The sequence below is a fragment of the Mycobacterium paraintracellulare genome (genome assembly GCF_000276825.1).
Lineage (GTDB): Bacteria > Actinomycetota > Actinomycetes > Mycobacteriales > Mycobacteriaceae > Mycobacterium > Mycobacterium intracellulare.
The window spans coordinates 2,372,869-2,393,591 of record NC_016948.1; the positions used below are offsets into that span (position 1 = coordinate 2,372,869).

Genomic DNA, 20,723 nt, shown 5'->3' on the forward strand with positions numbered 1-20,723 from the left:
GCGGACGGTTCGGGGCCTAGTGCGGCGGTTCGATCGGCAGCTGCGGGCCGCCGTAGGGGGTCGGAATGGTGAAGCGGCCCTTGGGGGTCGGATCGGTCCGGCGGCCCAGGTTGGCCCCCATCGGCGGGCCGGCCGTGTCGTCGCCGCCCGGCCGCGGCGCGTTCTTGGCGCCCCGGATCGAGACGGCGGGGTCGCCGTCGCGGCAGTAGGTGTACATGAAGGGCTCGTAATAGTCGGCGGCCGACGGCGGGTGCGACGGTGTCCCATAATCGCACACGTAGCGGGGGTACAGGTCGGCGATCGCCCACACCCCGTTGTCGTGGAACGCGCTCGTCACTGCGTCCAACACCGACCCACGGTAGTCCGGGAACAGCGCGTTGAGCGCCGGAACCCGCAGATACAGCAGCTGCGACACGGTCGCCATGCTGCCCAGCAACTGCACCATCGTGTCGGAATTGTCGGCGAACAGATTGTCGACGGCCGACAGGGTGCGCGGCGTCTGCGCAGTCAACCGGCGATAGCCCGCCTGCATCCTGGCCACCCCGGACAGCGTGCGGTTGAGTTCCGTTGCGGCCGCGCCCAAGCCGGAGTTCTTGTCGCTTGCCAGAGTGAGCACCACCCGGCTGGTCTTGATGATGCTGGTCGTCTGGGGCAGCACCGAGTCGAGCGTGGACAGCAGGAAGGTGCCGCCGTCGACGATGGCGGTCAGCTTCGCCGGGCCCTCCTTGCTCAGGCTCAGTTCCTTCTTGATCAATTCGATCTTGTGGGGATCGACCTGGGACAGCAGCCCGTCGGCGTCGCCCAGTAACCGCGCCAGGCTGACGGGAACGGTGGTGTGGTCCAGGGCGATACGGCTGCCGTCGTGCAGATACGGTCCGGCGTCGGACGCGGCCTCGAAGTTGATGTACTGCTCGCCGGCCGGCGACAGCGCCGAGACGTGCACGACGGCGTTCGCGGGGATCCGCACCTTCGAGGTGATGCTGGCGACGGCGTTCACCCCGTCGTCGGTGATCTGCAGCGACTCCACACGGCCGATGCGCACCCCGCGCAGCGCGACATCCTGATTGGGGAGCAGCCCGCCGGATTCCGGCAACTGCACCGTGACCCGGTAGGACGAGGTGAAGGGCTTAACCCGCAACGCGCCCACGAGCAGGTAGGCGGTGGCGACGACGAGGATCAGCACCAATCCGGCCACCGACAACCAAACCTGTTGCCGGTGGCCCCTGCGCACCACCCGGACAACGAAATTCGCGAACGTGGCGATGGTGCGGATCATGGGCGGGGTCCCGGCGGCGGCGGTTCGGGCGGCCCCGGTGGCGGGGCAGCCCCAGGCGGGGGACCGGGGGCGACGTCGATTTGGCCCGGGATGGTCGGGTCCGGAATCACCGGAACCTGTGGCGAATCCGGCCCCCGGCCCACCACGCGCTCCTGCAGGCGCCACAGGGTGTACTTCAGCGTGCCGACGAGCAGGTTCACGTTGTAGTGGTGGGGGCCGTGCAGCCCGATGTCACCGGGGTATCCGATATCGGGAAGCGACCCGAGCAGAATCTTGTCCACGCTGACGTTCACCGAAATCGAGTTCCCCGCAGTCGATTTGATTAACGGGGGAATCAGTCGATTCACCGACAGCCAGCTGGTGTCGGGGCTCACCGCCACATCGTTGGCGGCCCCGGCGACCGTGTTCAGGTCGCGGATCAGGCTGCGGCCGCTGGTGTCGGTTCCGCCGATCGACGGGAACCTGGCCAGCAGCCGGGAGGTGTCGCCCACCTGCACGGCCAGATTGGAGAGCTGGGCGGTGTTGTCGGCCAGGGCCGATGTGGCGGGACGGGCGGCCGACATCAGGTCGCTGATGGTGTGATTCTTGGCGTCGAGTTGGTCGGCCAGGTGCGACAATTGGGTCAATGCGTTCTTGATCTGATCGGACCGCGAATCCAGCGTCCCGAGCAGCTCGTTGGATTTGCGGATCATGTCCCCGAACGCCTGGCCCTGGTCGCCGGTCGCCTTGCCGAAACCGTTGATGATGTTGGTGAAATTGCGGACCGCCCCGCCGTTGACCAGAATCGCCGCCGAGCTCAGCACCGACTCGACCGTCGCGGCGGCGGCCGTGGAATCCAGGCCGATGGTGTCGCCGTTGCGCAGCAGCGGCGCATCCGTTTCACCGGCGGCCGGTGGCTTCAGGGCGACGAACACGTCGCCCAGCGGTGTCGCGGTGCGCAATTCGGCGGTGCTGCCGCGGGGGAGCTGCACGCCGTCCCTGATCCGCAGCCGGGTCAGCGCGGTGTAGTTGCGCGCGATCATCGATTCGAGCTGCCCGACGTCGGCGCCGGCGAGCTTGACCTTGGCGTTCATCGGCAGGTTGAGTGCGTTGGAGAACACCGCGTTCAGCGAATAGCCGCCCGAACCCAGCCCCGGCGCCGGAAGGGGCAGGCTGGCAAGGCCATTCGTGGCGCATCCGGCGCTCACCATGACCGCGGCCAGCAGCAACGGCATTGCCCGCCCGCGGGTGGTCATCATTTCTGCCCCATGGCGGCCATACCGTCCAGCACATAGGTCAACCCGAAATCGGGGCCGAAGTCCTGGATGGTCCCGGTGCTGCAGCCCAGTTGCCGAAGACCCATCAGGTTGCAGATCTCCTTGGTGTACTGGCTGTCGAAGATCAAACGGTCCGTGAGGAAGCGGGCCCGCACGGCGCCGTTGGCCCGGTCGATCATGTTGTAGGCGTTGTCGGCCAGCAGCGGGGCCAAATCCAGGAGCTCGGCCAGGTCGCGCCGCTGGTCGGCCACCGTCTTCAGCGTGGTGTTGCCGCTGCCGACGGCCTGCTTGACGTTGTCGCGGTTGGCGTCGAGCAGGTCGCCCGCCCGCTGGATCAGGTGGTCGAGCTTGCGTCCGGTGCTGCCGCTGCCGAGGTCCTCGTCCGCCATGATCTGGCTGACTTGGTGGATGGTGGAGGCGAATTCGCGCAATTTCGTGTCGTTGGCGGCCACGGCGTCGAACAGCGTGCTGATGTTTTTGACGATCGTGGTGATCTGCTCGCGGGTCGTCGTCCCGCCGTCGCTGGACAGGCGCAGCGCCTTGGACAGCTCGCCGAGAGCGGCTTTGATCTTCTCGCCGTTGCCGCTGACCACCGCGGTGCCACCGTTCAGCACGTCGGCGATCGGGCCGCCGCCGTGGCCGTCGCCCTCGAGCGATTTGGTCACCTTGTCCAAAACGTTGAGGACGCTGCTGAATTCGACGGGCGTCTTGGTGCGGGGCAACCCGATGGTGTCGTGGTTCTGCAGGGTCGGCCCGTCGTGATAGGGCGGCGTGAGTTCGATCTGTCGGTCGGTGAGGATGGAGGTCGACACCGTCACGGCCTGCGCGTCGGCGGGAATCTTGACGTGGCGGTCGACGGTGAAGTCGACCTCGACATAGCCGCCCTTGGCGTTGATCTTGGTGACCTTGCCCACCGGCATGCCCAGCACCGCGACCACGTTGCCCTCGTAAAGGCCCGAGGCGCTGTCGAATTGGGCGGTCACCGTGATCGTGTCCTCGTCGGAGCGCAGGAACCACCAACCGGCGACGGCCACCACCGCGATCGCCGCCACGGCAGCGACGATGGCCACCACCTTGACGACGAGCGGGGCGCCGGGGTTGTTCGTGCGGCCCTTCACTTGCAGTCCTTGAAGTACTGGATCATGCCGAACTGCTTGGCGCGACCGCTGATCGCGCACATCCACGAGTCGATCAGCGGAACGTTGGGGGCGTTGAAGTTGACCGCGTTGCCCTCGCCCGTGAGGTTGGCCGCCTCGCGGAAGAAGATCGGGCTGATTTGCAGCATGCTGTGCAGCAGGTCGTCGTGCGCGGACATCAAGGCGGTGAAGTCCCGCATGTCTTTGATCAGCGCGTCCAGACCCGCCCGGTCGTTGACCACGACCTGACTCATGGTGTCAACGAGACTCGTCAACGACTGCATCATCGCGTGGAAGACGGCGCGCCGCGCGACGAATTGGCCGAGCAGGTCTTGGCCCTGGTTGACCAGATTGCCGATGCCGGCCTGCTGGCGGCGCAGGGTGTTCGTCACCTGCTCGGTGCTGCGCAGTAGCTGGCCCAGCTGATCACGGCGCACCGCGATGATCGACGACAGCGTGTTGATGTTCGTGATCGCCTGCGGCACAACCGCGGGCAGGCCCTCGAGCTGCTTGCCCAGCACCGCCAGCGATTGGGCGAACCGGTCGGAGTCGACCTGCTCGAACGTCGTGGTCGCGTCCTGCAGCGCGGCTTGCAGGTCGTAGGGCACCTCGGTGTGAGCCAGGTCGAAGGTGTTGTGGGGCAGGTGCGCCGGGCCGCTGGGTTCCAGCGCGAGGTACCGCGACCCCAGGATGGTGGTGACCTTGATCCGGGCGCGGGAGTCCTTGCCCAGCGCGATGTTGTCCCGAACCTTCAGCCCGGCCTCGACGTGGTCGCCGACGAGTTTCATGCTCGTGACGTTGCCCACCGGGATGCCCGCGACCACGATCGGATTGCCGGCCCGCAGCGAGGCGGCTTGCAGGAACTCGGCGGTGTAGTGCCGATAGCCGGCGCCGATGGCGTGCACCAGCAGCATGACGCCGATCACCACCGCCACCACCGCGACCGCGATGAATCCGAGCCACGTCTTGTTGTAGCTTTCCAGCGGGCGTCGCTTCATCCCCGAAAGCCGTTGCCGCACAGTCTTGTCAGCCATCGACGGTGCTCCTGCATCTCGGGGTGTGCCACGCCCTGTTTCCCGGCGTGGCGGCGTTGATGATGATCGGCACGACATCGTTGAGCCCGGGGAAGAACCCCAGGAAGTTCACGTCACACACGTAGGCGTTGCCGTAGGCGCCCTGATTGCCGACCCGGACAAGTCCTTTCAGCAGCAGCGGGATGTTGTCGCCGAAGAACGCCACCTGCGGCTCGACGTCCATGATGTGCCGGGCCACGCCGGGCTTGCGATCGATGAATTCGCGCAGCGCCGGATAGACGTCGGACGCCGAGGTCGACAGGCGGCCGGTCACCCGCGCCAGCGAGCCCACGGAGGCGACCAGGTCGGGGCGCCGTCGGTCGAGCTCGCCGACGACGCTGCGGGTCTCGGTGATGACGCCGTCGAGATCGTCGTTCTGGGCCGCGAGGTTGCCCACCACCTTGTTGAGGTTGGTGATCACGCTGCCCAGCGCCTGATCCCGGCCCGCGAATGTCTCTGTGAGCGTGGACGTCTGGCCGACCAGCGTGGCCAGCGACGAGGTGTCGCCCTGAAGCGACTGAATGATGCCCTTGGTCAGGTTGTCGGCGTCGTGCGGGTTCAGCAGGCTGAACAACGGCTCGTAGCCGTTGAGCAACGTGGTGACGTCGAACGACGGCTCGGTGCGTTCCACCGGGATGGTGCTGCCCGGCGCGAGCAGCTCCGGACTCCCTTCCTTGCCCAACGACAGTCCGAGGTAACGCTGGCCGACGATGTTCTGGTAGGTCACCGACGCCAGGGTGTTTCCGAACAACCGCTGTTCTTGCTGCACGACGAACGAGACCTTCGCCAGTTTCCCGTCGAGCTCGACCTTTTCGACGCGGCCGACGCGCACCCCGGCCATGCGGACGTCGTCGCCCTCGCGCAGCCCGTACACGTCGGTGAACACCGCCGAATACCGTGCGGTGTCGCCGGCCACGTCACGGCGCAGGCTCACATACACCAGCCAGGTCAGCGCCAACGAGACGACCATGAACAGCGCCAGCGCGATGAGTGGACCGCGAAACTTCATGGGGGCTCCCCGGCCGGACGGCCCAGTGACACCGTGCTGCCACGGGCGACCGGTCCGAGCAGCAGCTCGGTGGCCGGCGAGGCGGGCGTTCCGGTGATCACGCCCAACATGTTTCGTTCGTACTGGCTCCCGACGGGCCCCACGTTCCCCCCGAATCGAGAGCCCCCGAAGGCGGACTGCGGAATCCACGGCGCCTTGGGCGCCACCGGGGCGACCCACGGCTGGTGCGGCTGCGGAGTCGCCGGAGCCCCCGGCGACGGGTTGTCGGGATTCGCGCTCCCTGGCACGGGCGGCGACGGCGTGATCCCCGGGGCCAGCGGGGGATTGGGATCGGTCAGGTTGGGAGTCGGGTTGATCAGCGGCGGGCCCACCGCGACAAGGTTTCCGTCCGGCCCGATCACCGTGCCCGGCGGGGGCGCCAGATCCTTGGGCGGATGATAGTTCTGCGGCAGCAGCACCTCGGGCAGGTCGGGGCGCACCGGAATCAGCGGCGCGGTAAAGCAGCTGGGCCCCTTGAGTTCGCCGTAGTGCGGACAGTCGGCGCGTGTGTAGGTGGAACTGGGCGTGAACGTCAGCATCGCGTGCATGTTGCCCAGGTTCTTCTCCGGGTTCCAGACCTGCTCCATGAACTGGTTGGCCAGGTCGTCCAGCTTGGTCACGGCGGGAACGAAGTTGTTCGACTTTTGCGCCAGCACGCCGAGCACCGGCGTGAAATCGGTGGTGATCCGGATGAGTTGGTCGATGTGGTTGTCGAACGACTGGCGCGTCGTGCCGACCGTGTAGTCCGCACCCGACACCAGTGAAGCCAGCTGCTCGCGCGTCTCGGCGAAGGTCCGCATCGGTTCGACGGCCTGATGCAATGCGTCGAGAAGATCGGGGGCGGTCTGCGCGAGCCCCGTGGTCGCATCCAGCAGGGCGGACACCGTCGACGGGCCGGTATCGGTGCTGACAATCGAATTGAGCTGGTCGAGAAGGCGATTCAATTGCGCGCCGGCATTGAGCAGGCTGACGCGACGGTGGTCGGTGGCCGCGCCCAGGGCGGCCAAGATCCCCACCGACCTGTCGTCGCGACCGCGCCCCGCGGCGGCCAGCAGGTCGCGCAACTTGCTGACGGTGGTTTGGAACAGCACGGTCGGCAACTGCTTGTCCTCCGGAATATGCGCGCCCTGGCGGATTTTCGCCCCCGGTCCCTTTTGGTTTGGGGAGCCCACCAACTGCACCGACGACACCGCGAATACATTGCTGGGCACCACGCGTGCGGTCACGGCGGCCGGAATCGCCTGGGCGTATTCGGGTTTGAGGTCGATGTGGACATAGTTGGGTTTGCCGTGCTCCGCCGGGACGACGTCGTTGACCATCCCGACAAGCACGCCGTGGTATTTGACGTCCGACTTCTGCGGAAGGCCATCGCCCACGTTGATCAGATCGGCAACCACCCGCACGTAATCGTTCAGCCTGCCGGTGGATTTGACCAACATCATGGCCGTGACCAGGGCGCTGACCACCACCACGGCGATGCCGACGCCGAACAGCTGGCGCTCGGAGGGGCCGCGTCCGTCCAGCTCAAGGGAATTGGGCATCTTCCACCGACCTCGCCACGGGCCTACCCGCCGAACCTTGCGCCGGAGTCCACACCCCACAGCGCCATGGTGAGCAGCATGTTCACGATGATCACGACCGTGATGCTGGCCCGCATGCCGTGCCCCGCGGCGACCCCGACGCCTTCGGGTCCGCCGCTGGCGTAATAGCCGTAGTAGCACTGGATGGTGGAGGCGATCCACACGAAGATGACGGCCTTGATCAACGAATAGACGATGTCCTGGCCGGCCAGCATCAGCGTGAAGTAGTGCAGGTAGGACCCGGTCGAACCGCCGCTGCCGATGCCCACCACGACTTGCGTGCTCAGGTAGCCGATCGCCAGGCAGGCGGCGTAGAGCGGAATGATCGCCACCACCGAGGCGATCAGCCGGGTGGTCACCAGGTAGGGGATCGGGCGGATCGCGATCGACTCCAGCGCGTCGATCTCCTCGGCGATGCGCATGGATCCCAGTTGGGCGGTGAAGCGGCAGCCGCCCTGCATGGCGAAGGCGAGCGACGCCATCAGCGGAGCCAGCTCGCGCGTGTTGACCAACGACGAGACGAACCCGGTGGCGGGCCCCAGACCGAGCAGGTCCAAGAAGTTATACCCCTCGATCCCGACGAGTGCGCCGACCGTCATGCCCAGCACCACCGCCACGCCCGCGGTGCCGCCGCCGACCACGATCGAGCCGTTGCCCCAGGTGATGTTCGACAGCAGCCGCAAGAATTCGCCGCTGTACTGGCGCACGGCGAGCGGCACGGCGACCGCCGCCCGGACGAAGAAGACCAGCAGATGGCCGAGCCGGATGATCGGCACTTTGCCCCTGCGGTAGAGCCGGACCAGCGGTGTCGAAATCGGTGCGAAAGGCACATACGCCGAGGCCGTCACGTCAGAGCCCCGTCCTGGGCGACAGCATGATGTAGAGCTGGCTGATGGCGACGTTGACGATCATCAGCAGCAGGATCGCCTCGACGACGGCGGCGTTCACCGAGTTCGCGACGCCCGTCGGTCCGCCCTTGGTGGACAACCCTTTTTGGCTTGACACGATGGCCACGATGGCGCCGAACACGATCGCCTTCAGCAGCGCCAGGACCATGTCACCGGTCGTCGCGAACGACGCGAACGTCGACACGAAGCTGCCCGGCGCGCCGTTCTGGAAGTACACGTTGAACATGTAGCTCGCGAAAAATCCGGCGAAGCACACGACACCGGTCAGGGCCACACCGATCATCACCGCGGCTGCGAAGCGGGGGACGACCAGGCGCCGGATCACCGAGACCCCCATCACCTCCATCGCGTCGGTTTCCTCGCGCATGGTGCGCGAACCCAGATCGGCGGTGATCGCCGACCCGACCGCCGACGCCATGAGCACCGCCGCCACCAACGACGCGCCCTGGCGGATGACAGCGAGTCCGCTGGCCGCGCCGGCCAGCGAGGTGGCGCCGACCTGGCCGGCCAGCAGTGCGAACTGGATGGACAGGGTGACGCTGATCGGCAGCGAGACCAGGATCGTCGGCAGCACGGCGGTGCCGGCCATGAACGCGCCCTGCCGGACGAATTCGTGCCATTGGAACCGCCCGGTGATCAGGTCGACGAAGAAATATTGAACGGTGCGCACACCCAGGACGAACTGTTCGCCCACGGTCGTCAGGGAGGCGACCGGATGACGTTTGACGTATCCGACGGACCAGTCCCGGATGGCGACCACGCCGTCAAGCTGTGCCGTCGTCATAGCGGCGCGACCTGCGGTCGGCCTAGCAAACCCATGGCACAGGTCATCGCGTACCAGCTACCGCTGTCATCGGCCCTCTTCCCACCCCTAAGTCCTGAGTGCCGAGCAGAGGCCGTTGGGCGGCCGTTGGACGCTAACTTTATTAAAATAGTGTCAACAAGCGCCAAGTCTCTGCAGTTCATCGGTGTGTGCTGCATCACACTAGCCTATTTGATAGGGACTTTCAATAGTGTAGAGTCCCTCATCTGAGTTCGTCGCTGGACGCACCGCGGGGTTGTTTTGTCGGATTGACGAAGGTGATGGCATGCCCTCAGCAAACACGGGTTCGTTGCGGGACCGACGCCGTGCTGAGCTGCTGTCCCAGATCCAGCAGACCGCGCACCAGCTCTTCGCCGAACGGGGATTCGAGGCGGTGACGACCGAGGACATCGCGTCGGCCGCCGGGATCTCCATCAGCACCTATTTTCGGTACGCGCCCACAAAGGAGGGCCTGCTGGTCGACCCCGTCCGGGATGCGGCCGCCGAGATCGTGGGTTCCTACAGTGCGAGACCGCAACACGAGTCGCCCGTAGAGGCGCTGATCCAACTGTTCGTCACGCACGCCAGGGACGTCAGCGACGTTGACAACCTGGACACCTGGCGCCTCGCCGTGGCCACCGCGCCGCACCTGTTGAGTAAATCCGTGCTGATCAGCGAAACCGACCACGGCAACCTGATCCAGCAGGTCGCTCACCGGATGGGTGTCGATGCGATGGCCGACATTCGACCCGCGTTGTTGGTCCACACCAGTTTGGCCACAGTCCAATTCGTCCTCGACGGATGGCTGACCTCCGATGTCGGCGAAAGTCCGCCTTTTCACGAGCAATTGGAGCAAGCGCTGCGGCTCACCCTCGCCGGATTCGACTGAACCAGGCAGTGTTGAACGAAACCGCCGTGACTTTGCCGACCGCCGCGTGAAACAATCGCTGGCCGTGAAGACCTTCGAGGATCTGTTCGCCGAACTGGGCGAGCGTGCCCGCACCCGGCCGGCCGGCAGCGCGACGGTCGCCGCGCTCGACGGCGGCATCCACGGGCTGGGCAAGAAGATCCTCGAGGAAGCCGGCGAGGTGTGGCTGGCCGCCGAACACGAACCCGACGACGCGCTGGCCGAGGAGATCAGCCAGTTGCTCTACTGGACACAGGTGCTGATGGTCGCCCGCGGGCTGTCCCTCGACGACGTGTATCGGAAGCTGTGACCATGCTGCGGGTTGCGGTTCCCAACAAGGGCACGCTGAGCGAGCCGGCCACCGAGATCTTGGCGGAGGCCGGTTACCGTCGCCGTACCGACTCCAAGGATCTGACCGTCATCGACCCGGCCAATCAGGTGGAGTTCTTCTTCCTGCGGCCCAAAGACATTGCCATCTATGTGGGTTCGGGGGAGCTGGATTTCGGCATCACCGGGCGCGACCTGGTGGGCGATTCAGACGCCCCGGTGCGGGAACGATTGGCGCTGGGATTCGGTTCGTCGAGCTTCCGCTACGCCGCCCCGGCCGGGCGGGACTGGAAGATCGCCGATCTGGCCGGCAAGCGGGTCGCTACGGCGTATCCCAACCTGGTCCGAAAAGACTTGGCGGGCCGCGGCATTGAGGCGACCGTCATCAGACTCGACGGCGCGGTGGAGATTTCGGTGCAACTCGGCGTCGCCGACGCCATCGCCGACGTGGTCGGGTCCGGTCGCACCCTGAGCCTGCACAACCTGGTGGCCTTCGGTGATCCGCTGTGCGATTCGGAAGCCGTGCTGATTGAGAGCGACCAGGCCAGCCGCTCCGGGACGCAGGCCGCGCGCGATCAGCTGGTGGCGCGCATCCAGGGTGTGGTGTTCGGCCAGCAGTATCTGATGCTCGATTACGACTGCCCCCGCTCGGTGGTGGACAAGGCCACCGCGATCACGCCGGGGCTGGAGTCGCCCACGATTGCGCCCCTGGCCGATCCGGATTGGGTTGCCATCCGGGCGCTCGTCCCGCGCCGGGGAGTGAACGAAATCATGGATGAGCTGGCCGCCATCGGCGCCAAGGCGATCCTGGCGTCCGATATCAGGTTTTGCCGGTTCTGATTGCACACGCGGTGCGATCGCCGCGGCTGTGTTAGCGTCCGCCTCGGGGGACTGCCCGGGTTGGCGTATGGGCCGTCCCTGAAAAGGTCGCCGGCTGTTTCGTCCTCCAGGAGGTCTTCGTGACTCACGCGCTTGTTGTGTTGCTGGCTTTGTTGATTGGTGTCGTTGCCGGGTTGCGTTCGCTGACGGCGCCCGCGGTGGTCGCCTGGGCCGCCGCCCCCGCCCTCCTGGGGTGGATCGACCTGCACGGCACGTGGGCGTCCTGGATGGCCAGCATCGTCGCGGTGGTCGTCTTCACGGTCCTCGCCGTCGGCGAATTGATCAACGACAAGCTGCCCAAGACCCCGCCGCGCACGGCGGCACCGATCTTCGCGGGCCGCATCGTGATGGGTGGCCTCGCGGGCGCGGCGCTGGGCGCCTGGCCGCACTGGACCTTTACCGCGCTCGGCGCCGGCGTCATCGGCGCGGTGCTGGGCACGCTCGGCGGTTACCAGGCGCGCAAGCGGCTGGCCGCCGCGGCGGGCCGGGACCTGCCCATCGCGCTGCTCGAGGACGCGGTCGCGATCGTCGGGGGACTCGTCATCGTGGCCGTGACGGGCCACGTGCTGACGGAGTACCTGCTGACGGCGGTTAAGTGACAGAACATTTCGACGCGATCATCGTCGGAGCGGGCCAGGCGGGCCCGCCGTTGGCGGGGCGGCTGACGGCAGCCGGGCAGCGCGTCGCGATCGTCGAACGCAAACTGATCGGCGGCACGTGCGTCAACACCGGGTGCATCCCGACCAAGACGCTGGTGGCCTCCGCGCATGCCGCGCACCTGGCGCGCCGCGGCGCCGACTACGGCGTCGGCACCGGCGAGATCAGCGTGGACATGGCGAAAGTCAAGGCCCGCAAGGACGAGATCATGCTCGACGACCGCAAGGGTGTCGAAGACTGGCTCGAGGGCATGGACGGCTGCACCGTCGTCCGCGGGCACGCGGTATTCACCGATCCGCACACCGTGCGGGTCGGTGACGACGTGCTGCACGCCGACCGCATCTTCCTCAACGTCGGCGGCCGCGCCGTGGTGCCCGACATTCCGGGCCTGGACGAGGTCGACTTCCTCACCAACGCGTCGATCCTCGAACTCGATGAACTGCCAACACATCTCGTCATCGTGGGAGGCAGCTACATCGCGCTGGAGTTCGCGCAGATGTACCGGCGCTTCGGGGCGCGGGTGACGGTGGTGGAGCGGGGTCCGCGGCTGGCGTCGCGCGAAGACGAGGATGTCTCGGCCACCATCGAAGAAATCCTGCAAGCCGAGGACATCGACATCGTCGTCGACGCCGACGACGTGCGGGTCACCAAGACTGACAACGGATTTGAACTCATCCCGCGCGATGGCGCCACGCCCATCCGCGGGAGTCATCTGCTGCTGGCGGCGGGCCGGCGCCCCAACACCGACGACCTGGGCCTGCAGGCCGCCGGTGTGCGGACCGACGCCCGCGGCTATATCGTCGTCGACGATCAGCTCAAGACCAGCGTCGAGCACATCTGGGCGATGGGCGACTGTAACGGCAAGGGCGCGTTCACCCACACCTCGTACAACGACTTCGAGATCGTCGCCGCCAACCTGCTCGACGGCGACCCGCGGCGGGTGAGCGACCGCATCACCACCTACGCGCTCTACATCGATCCGCCGCTGGGGCGCGCCGGCCTGACCGTCGAGCAGGTCCGCGCGTCGGGGCGCAAGGCGCTCGTCGGAAAGCGGCCGATGACCAGAGTCGGCCGTGCGGTGGAAAAGGGTGAGACACAAGGCTTCATGAAAGTCGTGGTCGACGCCGAAACCAAGGAGATCCTTGGCGCCGCCGTCTTCGGGGTCGGCGGCGACGAGGCCATTCACTGCATCCTGGACGTCATGTCGGCCAACGCGCCGTACACCACGCTCTCCCGCACCATGCACATCCATCCCACGGTCAGCGAGCTCATTCCGACGGTGCTGCAGGAGTTGTCGCCGCTGGACTAGGCGCTACGCCGCCGGCTCGCTCGAGCGCGAATCGCTTCGCGGGTCAAACGATTCCGGCCAGCCCGGGTAGGGCGGCGGTGTCCCACCGAAAAGCGGGCAGTGCTGCTGGTGGGGGCACCAGTCGCACAATCGCGACTGGGTGGGACGGAAATCGCCCGTCTGGCCGGCGGATTGGATGGCGCGCCAGATCGCGATCAGGGTCTTCTCGAAGCGCAGCAGCTCGTCGTGATCCGGCGAATAGTCCAGGACCTGACCGTCGGCCAGGTAGATCAGCCGCAGCCGGGTGGGCGGCACGCCGCGCGAACGCAACAGGGCCACCGCGTAGAACTTCATTTGGAACATGGCCTTGAACTCGGCCAGGGCCCGCGCTTCCGGTGGCGCCTTGCCGGTCTTGTAGTCGACCACCCGGAGCTCTCCGGTGGCGGCGACGTCGATGCGGTCGATGAATCCGCGCAGCAGCGTGCCGTCGGCGAGTTCGACCTCCACGCGTTCTTCGCAGCATTGCGGGTCGAAACGCGTCGGGTCCTCGAGGCGGTAGTAGCCGGCGAGCAACGCCTGGGCCTCGGCCAGCAGCTGGGAGCGCTGTGCCGGGTCCAATCCCGCAGTCATCTCCGGCGTCGCGGCCATCACCTGCTCCCAGGCGGGCTGCACCAGCGACAGGGCGGTGTCGGGGCCGCGCTGCGCGGCGGGCAGCTCGTAAAGCTGCTGCAGGGCGGCGTGAACCAGGGACCCGCGCAGCTGCGCCGGCGACGGGGCCTCGGGCAGGCGGTCGATGGCCCGGAAGCGGTACAGCAGTGGGCATTGCTTGAAGTCCGCCGCCCGCGACGGTGACAGCGCCGGGCGGGACACCTGCCTCGCCGGGCCCGTCACCGACTGCGGAGCCTCCGGCTGGACGATCATGTCGAAAGCCTATGACCGGGCTCCGACAACCCCAAGGACCCGTGGGGGCGAGTCGACTGGCACGCTAGACCGCGTGTCCGTAACCGGCCCGTTCACCGTGGGCGAGCGTGTGCAGCTCACCGACGCCAAGGGCCGGCATTACACGATGGTGCTCGCCGAGGGCGCCGAGTTCCACACCCATCGCGGGTCGATCCCGCACGACGCGGTCATCGGGCTCGAGCAGGGCAGCGTGATCAAGTCCAGTAACGGCGCCGCGTACCTGGTGCTGCGGCCGCTGCTGATCGACTACGTGATGTCGATGCCCCGCGGCCCGCAGGTGATCTACCCGAAGGACGCGGCTCAGATCGTTCACGAGGGCGACATCTTCCCCGGCGCCCGGGTGCTCGAGGCCGGGGCCGGTTCGGGCGCACTGACCTGTTCGCTGCTGCGCGCCGTGGGGCCCGGCGGGCGGGTGGTCTCCTACGAGCAGCGCGCCGACCATGCCGAGCACGCCCAACGCAATGTGTCGGTGTTCGCCGGCGGCGAGGCGCCGGACAACTGGGAATTGATCGTCAGCGATGTGGCCGACTCCGAGCTGCCGGACGGATCCTTCGATCGCGCCGTGCTCGACATGCTCGCGCCGTGGGAGGTGCTGGAGTCGGTCGCGCGGCTGCTCATCCCCGGCGGCGTGCTGATGATCTATGTGGCCACCGTCACCCAACTGTCGCGCGCCGTCGAGGCGCTGCGGGCGCAGCAGTGCTGGACCGAGCCGCGGTCGTGGGAGACGTTGCAACGCGGGTGGAATGTCGTCGGGCTCGCGGTGCGCCCGCAGCATTCGATGCGCGGGCACACGGCGTTCCTGATCTTCACGCGACGGCTCGCCCCCGGGGTGGTTGCGCCCGCGCCGCTGGGCCGCAAGCGCGAAGGCCGCGACGGTTAGTGGCGATCGCAAGCGCGGCGTTGCCGGGCGCAGCGGGTCGCCACCGTCGACTTAGTGGCGATCGCAAGCGCGGCGTTGCCGGGCGCAGCGGGTCGCCACCATCGGCTTAGTGGCGATCGCAAGCGCGGCGTTGCCGGGCGCAGCGGGTCGCCACCGTCGACTTAGTCGCGATCGCAGCGGGTCTCCACTAGGCCAGATCTTCGGGGCGCACCAGCGAGCGTCGCACCGACAGCAGCTCGAACTCGGGATGCGCGGCCACCAGCCGCTCGGCCGCGTCCAGCACGTCGACCGCGTGGCCGCGGTCACCCGAAACCAGGGCGACCCCGATGCCGGCCCGTCGATACAACTCGTGCGAACCCGTCTCGGCCGCCGAGACGCTGAACTTGCGCTGCAGTTCGGCGACGACGGGACGGACGACCGATCGCTTCTGTTTGAGCGAGCGAACGTCGCCCAGCAACACGTCGAACTCGAGCCAGCCGATCCACATCCGGCGCGTCAGCCCGGCGGGTTTTGGGACGGACCGGGTTCGGGAGCCGGCGGTGGCGGCGGCGGTGCGGGTTCGGGCGGGCTCGCGGGGGCGCCGGAGGACGGGGCCGCCGGCGACTTTCCCAGGGCCAACAGCGTTTCGGCGGTGTGCCGGGATAGCTGCCAACCGCCTTGGAAGGGAGCGAATTCCATCGGGAAGGTGAAGTTCGCTTTGTCGGCCTGGGCGGTGTGGACGGCGACGCTGGCCTTCACATTGGACGGGTTCTTGTCCGACCACGCGATGTCGTTCGCGGCGAACGTCATCGGCAGGTAGCCGTTGTCCCGCAACGCGTTGGTGAACTTGTCCAACGTGGCCGCGCTCTCCGGGGTGGCGCCCTCCACCAGACTCACCTTGGCGTCGCCGGGGACGTTCGGATCGGCCAGGCGGGCCAGGACATCGGTGAGGGCTTCGGGCGGTGGCAGGGGAGCCGTGACGGGCGCAGCAACTTGGCTGGACATGGCCGGCGGCAGCGACGAGACGGTCGACGACTCGCTTGCGGGGTGCTTCGACGAACACGCCGCAAGACCGACCACCGCCAGGGCGGTGGCGGTGCTGAGCGCTACGGACAGTGGTCGATGCATCCAGTGGGTCGGCCGGCTAAACGGCTCTGGCCGCTTCGGGTGGGAGCGATGTCGCTAAGGTCGGGCCGATGGGTGCAACTGAAGTCACACCGGCGGTGACTGCGACGCGAGCCGAGCCGGTGGCGAGGCTTTTTGCGGTCACTGTGCCACCTCCCGAGGCCGTTTCGATCATCACGATTAGTGGCCGAGATTACCAGCGTGACGAAAATCTTAACTTTTCGTGGGTATTTGACTACGCACATCAATCGTCAATCGCCGGTAGCTTTGAAGTATCCGCCGCGCCAATTCGGTGTGGGAAAGGAGCGCAAGATGGGTAGCTCAGAGCGTTCTGAAGCTTTCGGAACCCCCCACGAATCAGACATGTCCAGCGGCGACGAGGCCGAGTTGGAGCAGCTTCGCCGCGAGGCGGCGATGTTGCGCGAGCAGCTCGAGCACACGGTCGGTGCGCAAGGCGGCGCCCGCTCTGCCCGCGACGTGCATCAGCTCGAAGCGCGCATCGACTCCCTCGCGTCCCGTAACTCGAAGTTGATGGAGACCCTCAAAGAGGCCCGCCAGCAACTGCTGGCGTTGCGGGAGGAAGTCGACCGGTTGGGGCAGCCGCCCAGCGGCTACGGCGTCCTGCTCGGCACGCACGAGGACGACACCGTCGACGTGTTCACGTCCGGCCGCAAGATGCGCCTGACGTGCTCGCCGAACATCGAAGTCGCGTTGCTGCGTAAGGGCCAGACCGTTCGCCTCAACGAGGCGCTGACGGTCGTGGAAGCGGGCACCTTCGAGTCGGTCGGCGAGATCTCCACACTGCGTGAGCTCTTGGCCGACGGGCACCGGGCGCTCGTGGTCGGGCACGCCGACGAGGAACGCATCGTCTGGCTCGCCGAGCCGCTGGTCGCCGAGAACCTGCCGGACGGTCATCCCGACGCCCTCAACGACGACACCCGGCCCCGCAAGCTGCGGCCCGGCGACTCGTTGCTGGTCGACACCAAGGCCGGCTACGCGTTCGAGCGCATCCCCAAGGCCGAGGTCGAGGACCTGGTGCTGGAAGAGGTGCCCGATGTCAGCTACCTGGACATCGGCGGCCTGACCCGCCAGATCGAACAGATCCGCGACGCCGTGGAGCTGCCGTTCCTGCACAAGGAGCTCTACCGGGAGTACGCGCTGCGGCCGCCCAAAGGTGTGCTGCTCTACGGTCCGCCCGGCTGCGGTAAGACGCTGATCGCCAAGGCGGTGGCGAACTCGTTGGCCAAGAAGATGGCCGAGGTCCGCGGCGACGACGCGCGCGAGGCCAAGTCGTACTTCCTCAACATCAAGGGCCCTGAGCTGCTGAACAAGTTCGTCGGCGAGACCGAGCGCCACATCCGGCTGATCTTCCAGCGCGCCCGCGAGAAGGCGTCGGAAGGCACCCCGGTGATCGTGTTCTTCGACGAGATGGACTCGATCTTCCGCACCCGTGGCACGGGGGTGTCCTCGGACGTCGAGACGACCGTGGTCCCGCAGCTGCTCAGCGAGATCGACGGCGTCGAGGGGCTCGAGAACGTCATCGTGATCGGCGCGTCCAACCGCGAGGACATGATCGACCCCGCGATCCTGCGGCCGGGCCGGCTCGACGTGAAGATCAAGATCGAGCGCCCGGATGCCGAAGCGGCGCAAGACATCTTCTCGAAGTACCTGACCGAGGAGTTGCCGCTGCACGCCGACGACCTCGCCGAGTTCGGCGGCGACCGCACGGCCTGCATCAAGGCGATGATCGAGAAGGTCGTCGAGCGGATGTACGCCGAGATCGACGACAACCGGTTCCTGGAGGTCACCTACGCCAACGGTGACAAGGAAGTCATGTACTTCAAGGACTTCAACTCCGGGGCGATGATCCAGAACGTCGTCGACCGGGCGAAGAAGAACGCGATCAAGTCGGTGCTGGAAACCGGTCAACCGGGCCTGCGCATCCAGCATCTGCTCGACTCGATCGTCGACGAGTTCGCCGAGAACGAGGACCTGCCCAACACCACCAACCCCGATGACTGGGCGCGGATTTCGGGCAAGAAGGGCGAGCGGATCGTTTACATCCGCACGCTGGTCACCGGCAAGAGCTCGAGCGCGTCGCGGGCCATCGACACCGAGTCGAACCTGGGTCAGTACTTGTAAACATTTGTCGGCGCCACCGGCTAGCGTCGCACCCGTGCGGCTCCGCTTTGAGGCTCCGGGTGACGACGACGCCTACGACCAGGTTCGTGGCGTGCTATTGGACGAGCTCGACGGTTGGTGGTCCGGAGTCGATTCGGATCGGGAAGCGGTCGTCTCCGACGTCGCCGTCTTTCTGGACTGGCGTTACTTCGACTCCACCGGTGTGCTCGACGATTTCGCGCCCGCCGATATCGCGGAATTTCTGCTGGAGTGGTGTCCGCGGCGGTTCGAAGGCCGGCCAGACGACGCCGCCAGTCTGTGCTTCGCGGTCGGCGTATACGTCGACTTCATGGAGGCAACGGGGCGTCTGGTCGGCGGTGCCGACCGCGCCGCCAGGTTGCGCAGGCTGGCCGACGACCTTGCGCCGACTCTGCTGGCCGAAGCACGCGACCGTACCGTTGTCGAGGATCTTCCGGTCCCGGGCGACGCGCCGGAGCCCTTCGAACTGCCGTTCCTCTACGTTCCGCCGTCCGCGACCGATCTGGCGGCCGCCGCGACGGCGGTCCCGCTGCTCGCCAAACTCGATGCCTTGCGCGACTATCTCGGGCCGGACGGCAAGCCGCTCACCGACAAGGGCGAACTCGAACTGGCTGATGGTCGCGCGCTGGTGGAACGCCTCGACACCGGCGACGTGTTGGATTTCGAGTTGGGCGAGCTGAAATATCCGGCGCGGTCGACGGCGGCGCTGCGGCGTCTGAATTTCCTCGTCCAAGTGGCTATCGAGGCGGGCGCGGTGGACGTGCATCGCCACCGGGTGCTGCCGGGGCAGGAGTGGGGGACGCGCTCGCCCGTGGAGCGGGCGGAGTCGCTGTTCGCGGCGATCCTCTTGTCACGTCCGTTGCGGTCGTTGCATTCGGCGCAGCTCTATCCCGAGCAGCACGTCATGCACGACCTGCTCGACGACGGGATCGCGTGTTGGCTGGCGCCGCTGCTGCAAGACGGCGCGAAACTTCCCTTCGAATCCTTGCTGGAGTGGGTGCACGCGCTGGTTGCCGCGCAACGGCCGTCGCCGCGCTGGTATGCCGACGAGGAGGACACGCTGGAGGCATACGTCGAGGACGACATGGGCCGACTCCTCGACGTGCTGCGGCAGGCCGGTGTGGTGCGCTGGACCGACGCCCTCGAACGGCCGCAGCCGCTTGGGCCTAGCAATTGGACCGGTGGGACTGTGGCGCTGACCGCGCTGGGGCGTCACGTCGTGCCGGAATACCTGGAGGACGCCGGATTCGCGCTGCGCCGTCTCGACCGAATCAACGACTGGGATGCGACGGACCTGATCGGCGCAATGCTGTTGGTGGGCAAGGACACTCATGTGCCGTTGATAGCAAACTGGCGGTCCGACCGGCCGGCCGCCGAGCGGGTGCAGATGGTCACCGAGGCGGCCGCGGCCATGGAGACCGCGGCCGGCCGGACGATGGGCTTCGTCGCCCTGAACGAGTTCGACATCGACGTCGCCGAACCCTTCGTTCGTCAGCTGCTGGACAGCCCGGTCGCCGGCCACGCCGCGCTCTGGCTGATCCAGCGGGACCGCGCCGACGCCGAGACGCTCGCGAGCTTCGTCGACGTTGCCGTGCTCGTCGACGTCCTCGCGGAGTCCTTGGAGTCGCCCGAGGAGTTGTGCAGCCTCTTCGCCGGTTTATCCGACCCGTCCCAGTTGCTGGACGACATCTGGCGTCATCCGGCGCCGGAGACCGCGCTCGTCCTCGACGCGCTCGGCCGTCACCTGCCGGACCGAGCACTGGCCAAGGCCGCGCGCAAAGCGGCAGTGCGGCACCAGAGTTGGATGGCAAACCGCCTGTGACGCGGCGTCAGTCCAACTGGAGCGAGTAGCTGTTCGTCAGATCGTCCTGCGTGACATGCGCGGAACGGGTGCGGGTGTCCACCCGCAACTCCTCGGTCAGCACGCGCGGCTGATAGGCCCACCCGTGCGGCAGGTTGAGCCGGGCGGCCAAGCCGGGCAGGTCGGCGCGCGACAAGGTGGGGTCTGCGACCTGGCTCCAGGTCTGCATGACCCAGCGCTGCCCGCCGGGATCGAGGAGTTCGTAGACCTCTTCACCCGGGTTGAAGACGAAAACCGTGTGGCGGTTGACCTGATTGGCGGTATAGGGCGCGGGGTTCATCGACGACAGCAGGACCGTGGCCTGCTGAATCATCTCGATCCCGCCGAAGGTCTTGGTGATCTGCGGACCTTGCCGTTGCTTCTCGATGGCGTTCATCAGCCAGTAGCGCGGACCGTTGAGCAGCGCCGTGGCCGCCCCGTGCTCCTTGGCGATGGCCTGGGCGTCGAGCTTCGACCACAGCTCGGCCGGACAGTCGTTGAGCGGGAAGCTGTTGTACACCGTGGCCTGCGGTCCCGCCTCCCCGGGGGTCACGAGAAGCACTTCGCCGTAACGCTTCCCGGATAGGTCGGTCATCCCGTGAAGCTAATCACCGTCGTCGGCGGCGTCAACAGCAAACGCGA

20 protein-coding genes are annotated in these 20,723 nt (G+C 67.1%); 8 read left to right on the forward strand and 12 right to left on the reverse strand.

Translation table 11 applies throughout. From position 1 onward, the window contains the following. Nucleotides 1-16 precede the first annotated feature (16 nt). Genes OCQ_RS11000 through OCQ_RS11035 form a run of 8 tightly spaced genes read right to left on the reverse strand, consistent with a single transcriptional unit; the run spans nt 17 to nt 9,061 of the window. Nucleotides 17-1,276, reverse strand: coding sequence for an MlaD family protein (locus tag OCQ_RS11000; protein ID WP_014384590.1), 1,260 nt, complete (start codon nt 1,274-1,276; stop codon nt 17-19). Further along, nucleotides 1,273-2,514, reverse strand: a complete 1,242-nt coding sequence (locus tag OCQ_RS11005) for an MlaD family protein (protein ID WP_014384591.1) — start codon at nt 2,512-2,514, stop codon at nt 1,273-1,275. Before OCQ_RS11005 ends, OCQ_RS11000 begins: the two co-directional genes overlap by 4 nt. After that, nucleotides 2,511-3,650, reverse strand: coding sequence for an MCE family protein (locus OCQ_RS11010; RefSeq protein WP_009953396.1), 1,140 nt, complete (start codon nt 3,648-3,650; stop codon nt 2,511-2,513). Before OCQ_RS11010 ends, OCQ_RS11005 begins: the two co-directional genes overlap by 4 nt. Further along, complete coding sequence (locus OCQ_RS11015) at nt 3,647-4,702, reverse strand: MCE family protein (protein WP_029384402.1); 1,056 nt, start codon at nt 4,700-4,702, stop codon at nt 3,647-3,649. Before OCQ_RS11015 ends, OCQ_RS11010 begins: the two co-directional genes overlap by 4 nt. Further along, the gene (locus tag OCQ_RS11020) at nt 4,695-5,750 is read right to left on the reverse strand and encodes an MlaD family protein (protein ID WP_014384593.1); all 1,056 of its coding nucleotides are present in this window, start codon (nt 5,748-5,750) and stop codon (nt 4,695-4,697) included. Before OCQ_RS11020 ends, OCQ_RS11015 begins: the two co-directional genes overlap by 8 nt. After that, nucleotides 5,747-7,330, reverse strand: coding sequence for an MlaD family protein (locus OCQ_RS11025; RefSeq protein WP_014384594.1), 1,584 nt, complete (start codon nt 7,328-7,330; stop codon nt 5,747-5,749). Before OCQ_RS11025 ends, OCQ_RS11020 begins: the two co-directional genes overlap by 4 nt. Nucleotides 7,331-7,353: 23 nt before the next feature. Then, nucleotides 7,354-8,217 carry an ABC transporter permease gene (locus OCQ_RS11030; protein ID WP_014380031.1) on the reverse strand — a complete coding sequence of 288 codons (864 nt, stop codon included), beginning with the start codon at nt 8,215-8,217 and terminating at the stop codon, nt 7,354-7,356. Between the two features lies 1 nt (nt 8,218). Further along, complete coding sequence (locus tag OCQ_RS11035) at nt 8,219-9,061, reverse strand: MlaE family ABC transporter permease (protein ID WP_008256279.1); 843 nt, start codon at nt 9,059-9,061, stop codon at nt 8,219-8,221. 304 nt (nt 9,062-9,365) lie between these two features. On the opposite strand from OCQ_RS11035, the gene OCQ_RS11040 reads away from it, so the two are divergent. The 5 genes from OCQ_RS11040 (at nt 9,366) to OCQ_RS11060 (ending at nt 13,158) form a co-directional block, all read left to right on the forward strand. Beyond that, nucleotides 9,366-9,968, forward strand: a complete 603-nt coding sequence (locus OCQ_RS11040) for a TetR family transcriptional regulator (protein WP_014382447.1) — start codon at nt 9,366-9,368, stop codon at nt 9,966-9,968. Between the two features lie 46 nt (nt 9,969-10,014). Then, a complete protein-coding gene (locus OCQ_RS11045) occupies nt 10,015-10,296 on the forward strand; it encodes a phosphoribosyl-ATP diphosphatase (protein ID WP_009953388.1) in 282 nt (93 codons plus the stop codon). A 2-nt stretch (nt 10,297-10,298) separates the two neighbouring features. Then, on the forward strand, nt 10,299-11,153 hold the full coding sequence (gene hisG, locus OCQ_RS11050) for an ATP phosphoribosyltransferase (RefSeq protein ID WP_026071591.1): 855 nt from the start codon (nt 10,299-10,301) through the stop codon (nt 11,151-11,153). A 119-nt stretch (nt 11,154-11,272) separates the two neighbouring features. Beyond that, nucleotides 11,273-11,791: a membrane protein gene (locus OCQ_RS11055; RefSeq protein ID WP_026071592.1), complete on the forward strand. Its 519-nt coding sequence runs from the start codon at nt 11,273-11,275 to the stop codon at nt 11,789-11,791. Next, nucleotides 11,788-13,158 carry an FAD-containing oxidoreductase gene (locus OCQ_RS11060; protein WP_014384595.1) on the forward strand — a complete coding sequence of 457 codons (1,371 nt, stop codon included), beginning with the start codon at nt 11,788-11,790 and terminating at the stop codon, nt 13,156-13,158. The genes OCQ_RS11055 and OCQ_RS11060 overlap by 4 nt, the downstream gene beginning before the upstream one ends. A gap of 3 nt (nt 13,159-13,161) precedes the next feature. On the opposite strand, the gene OCQ_RS11065 is transcribed toward OCQ_RS11060, so the two are convergent. Beyond that, nucleotides 13,162-14,058 carry a RecB family exonuclease gene (locus OCQ_RS11065; protein WP_014384596.1) on the reverse strand — a complete coding sequence of 299 codons (897 nt, stop codon included), beginning with the start codon at nt 14,056-14,058 and terminating at the stop codon, nt 13,162-13,164. 73 nt (nt 14,059-14,131) lie between these two features. Between OCQ_RS11065 and trmI the strand changes: the two genes are divergently transcribed. Further along, nucleotides 14,132-14,977 carry a tRNA (adenine(58)-N(1))-methyltransferase TrmI gene (trmI, locus tag OCQ_RS11070; RefSeq protein ID WP_041784964.1) on the forward strand — a complete coding sequence of 282 codons (846 nt, stop codon included), beginning with the start codon at nt 14,132-14,134 and terminating at the stop codon, nt 14,975-14,977. Nucleotides 14,978-15,164: 187 nt separating this feature from the next. Here trmI and OCQ_RS11075 read toward each other — a convergent pair whose 3' ends face one another. Together OCQ_RS11075 and OCQ_RS11080 are read right to left on the reverse strand one after the other, a co-directional pair. Further along, nucleotides 15,165-15,464: a DUF503 domain-containing protein gene (locus OCQ_RS11075; protein ID WP_008256301.1), complete on the reverse strand. Its 300-nt coding sequence runs from the start codon at nt 15,462-15,464 to the stop codon at nt 15,165-15,167. Nucleotides 15,465-15,472: 8 nt separating this feature from the next. Further along, nucleotides 15,473-16,084, reverse strand: coding sequence for a hypothetical protein (locus OCQ_RS11080; protein ID WP_014384598.1), 612 nt, complete (start codon nt 16,082-16,084; stop codon nt 15,473-15,475). Between the two features lie 309 nt (nt 16,085-16,393). Here OCQ_RS11080 and arc point away from each other — a divergent pair, with 309 nt between their 5' ends. Beyond that, a complete protein-coding gene (gene arc, locus OCQ_RS11085; RefSeq protein ID WP_008256304.1) occupies nt 16,394-18,223 on the forward strand; it encodes a proteasome ATPase in 1,830 nt (609 codons plus the stop codon). Nucleotides 18,224-18,257: 34 nt separating this feature from the next. Further along, nucleotides 18,258-20,063, forward strand: a complete 1,806-nt coding sequence (locus tag OCQ_RS11090; protein ID WP_014384599.1) for a hypothetical protein — start codon at nt 18,258-18,260, stop codon at nt 20,061-20,063. 7 nt (nt 20,064-20,070) lie between these two features. Here the strand turns inward: OCQ_RS11090 and OCQ_RS11095 are convergent, their stop codons facing one another. Further along, nucleotides 20,071-20,676, reverse strand: a complete 606-nt coding sequence (locus OCQ_RS11095) for a hypothetical protein (protein ID WP_009953378.1) — start codon at nt 20,674-20,676, stop codon at nt 20,071-20,073. Nucleotides 20,677-20,723: the final 47 nt, after the last annotated feature.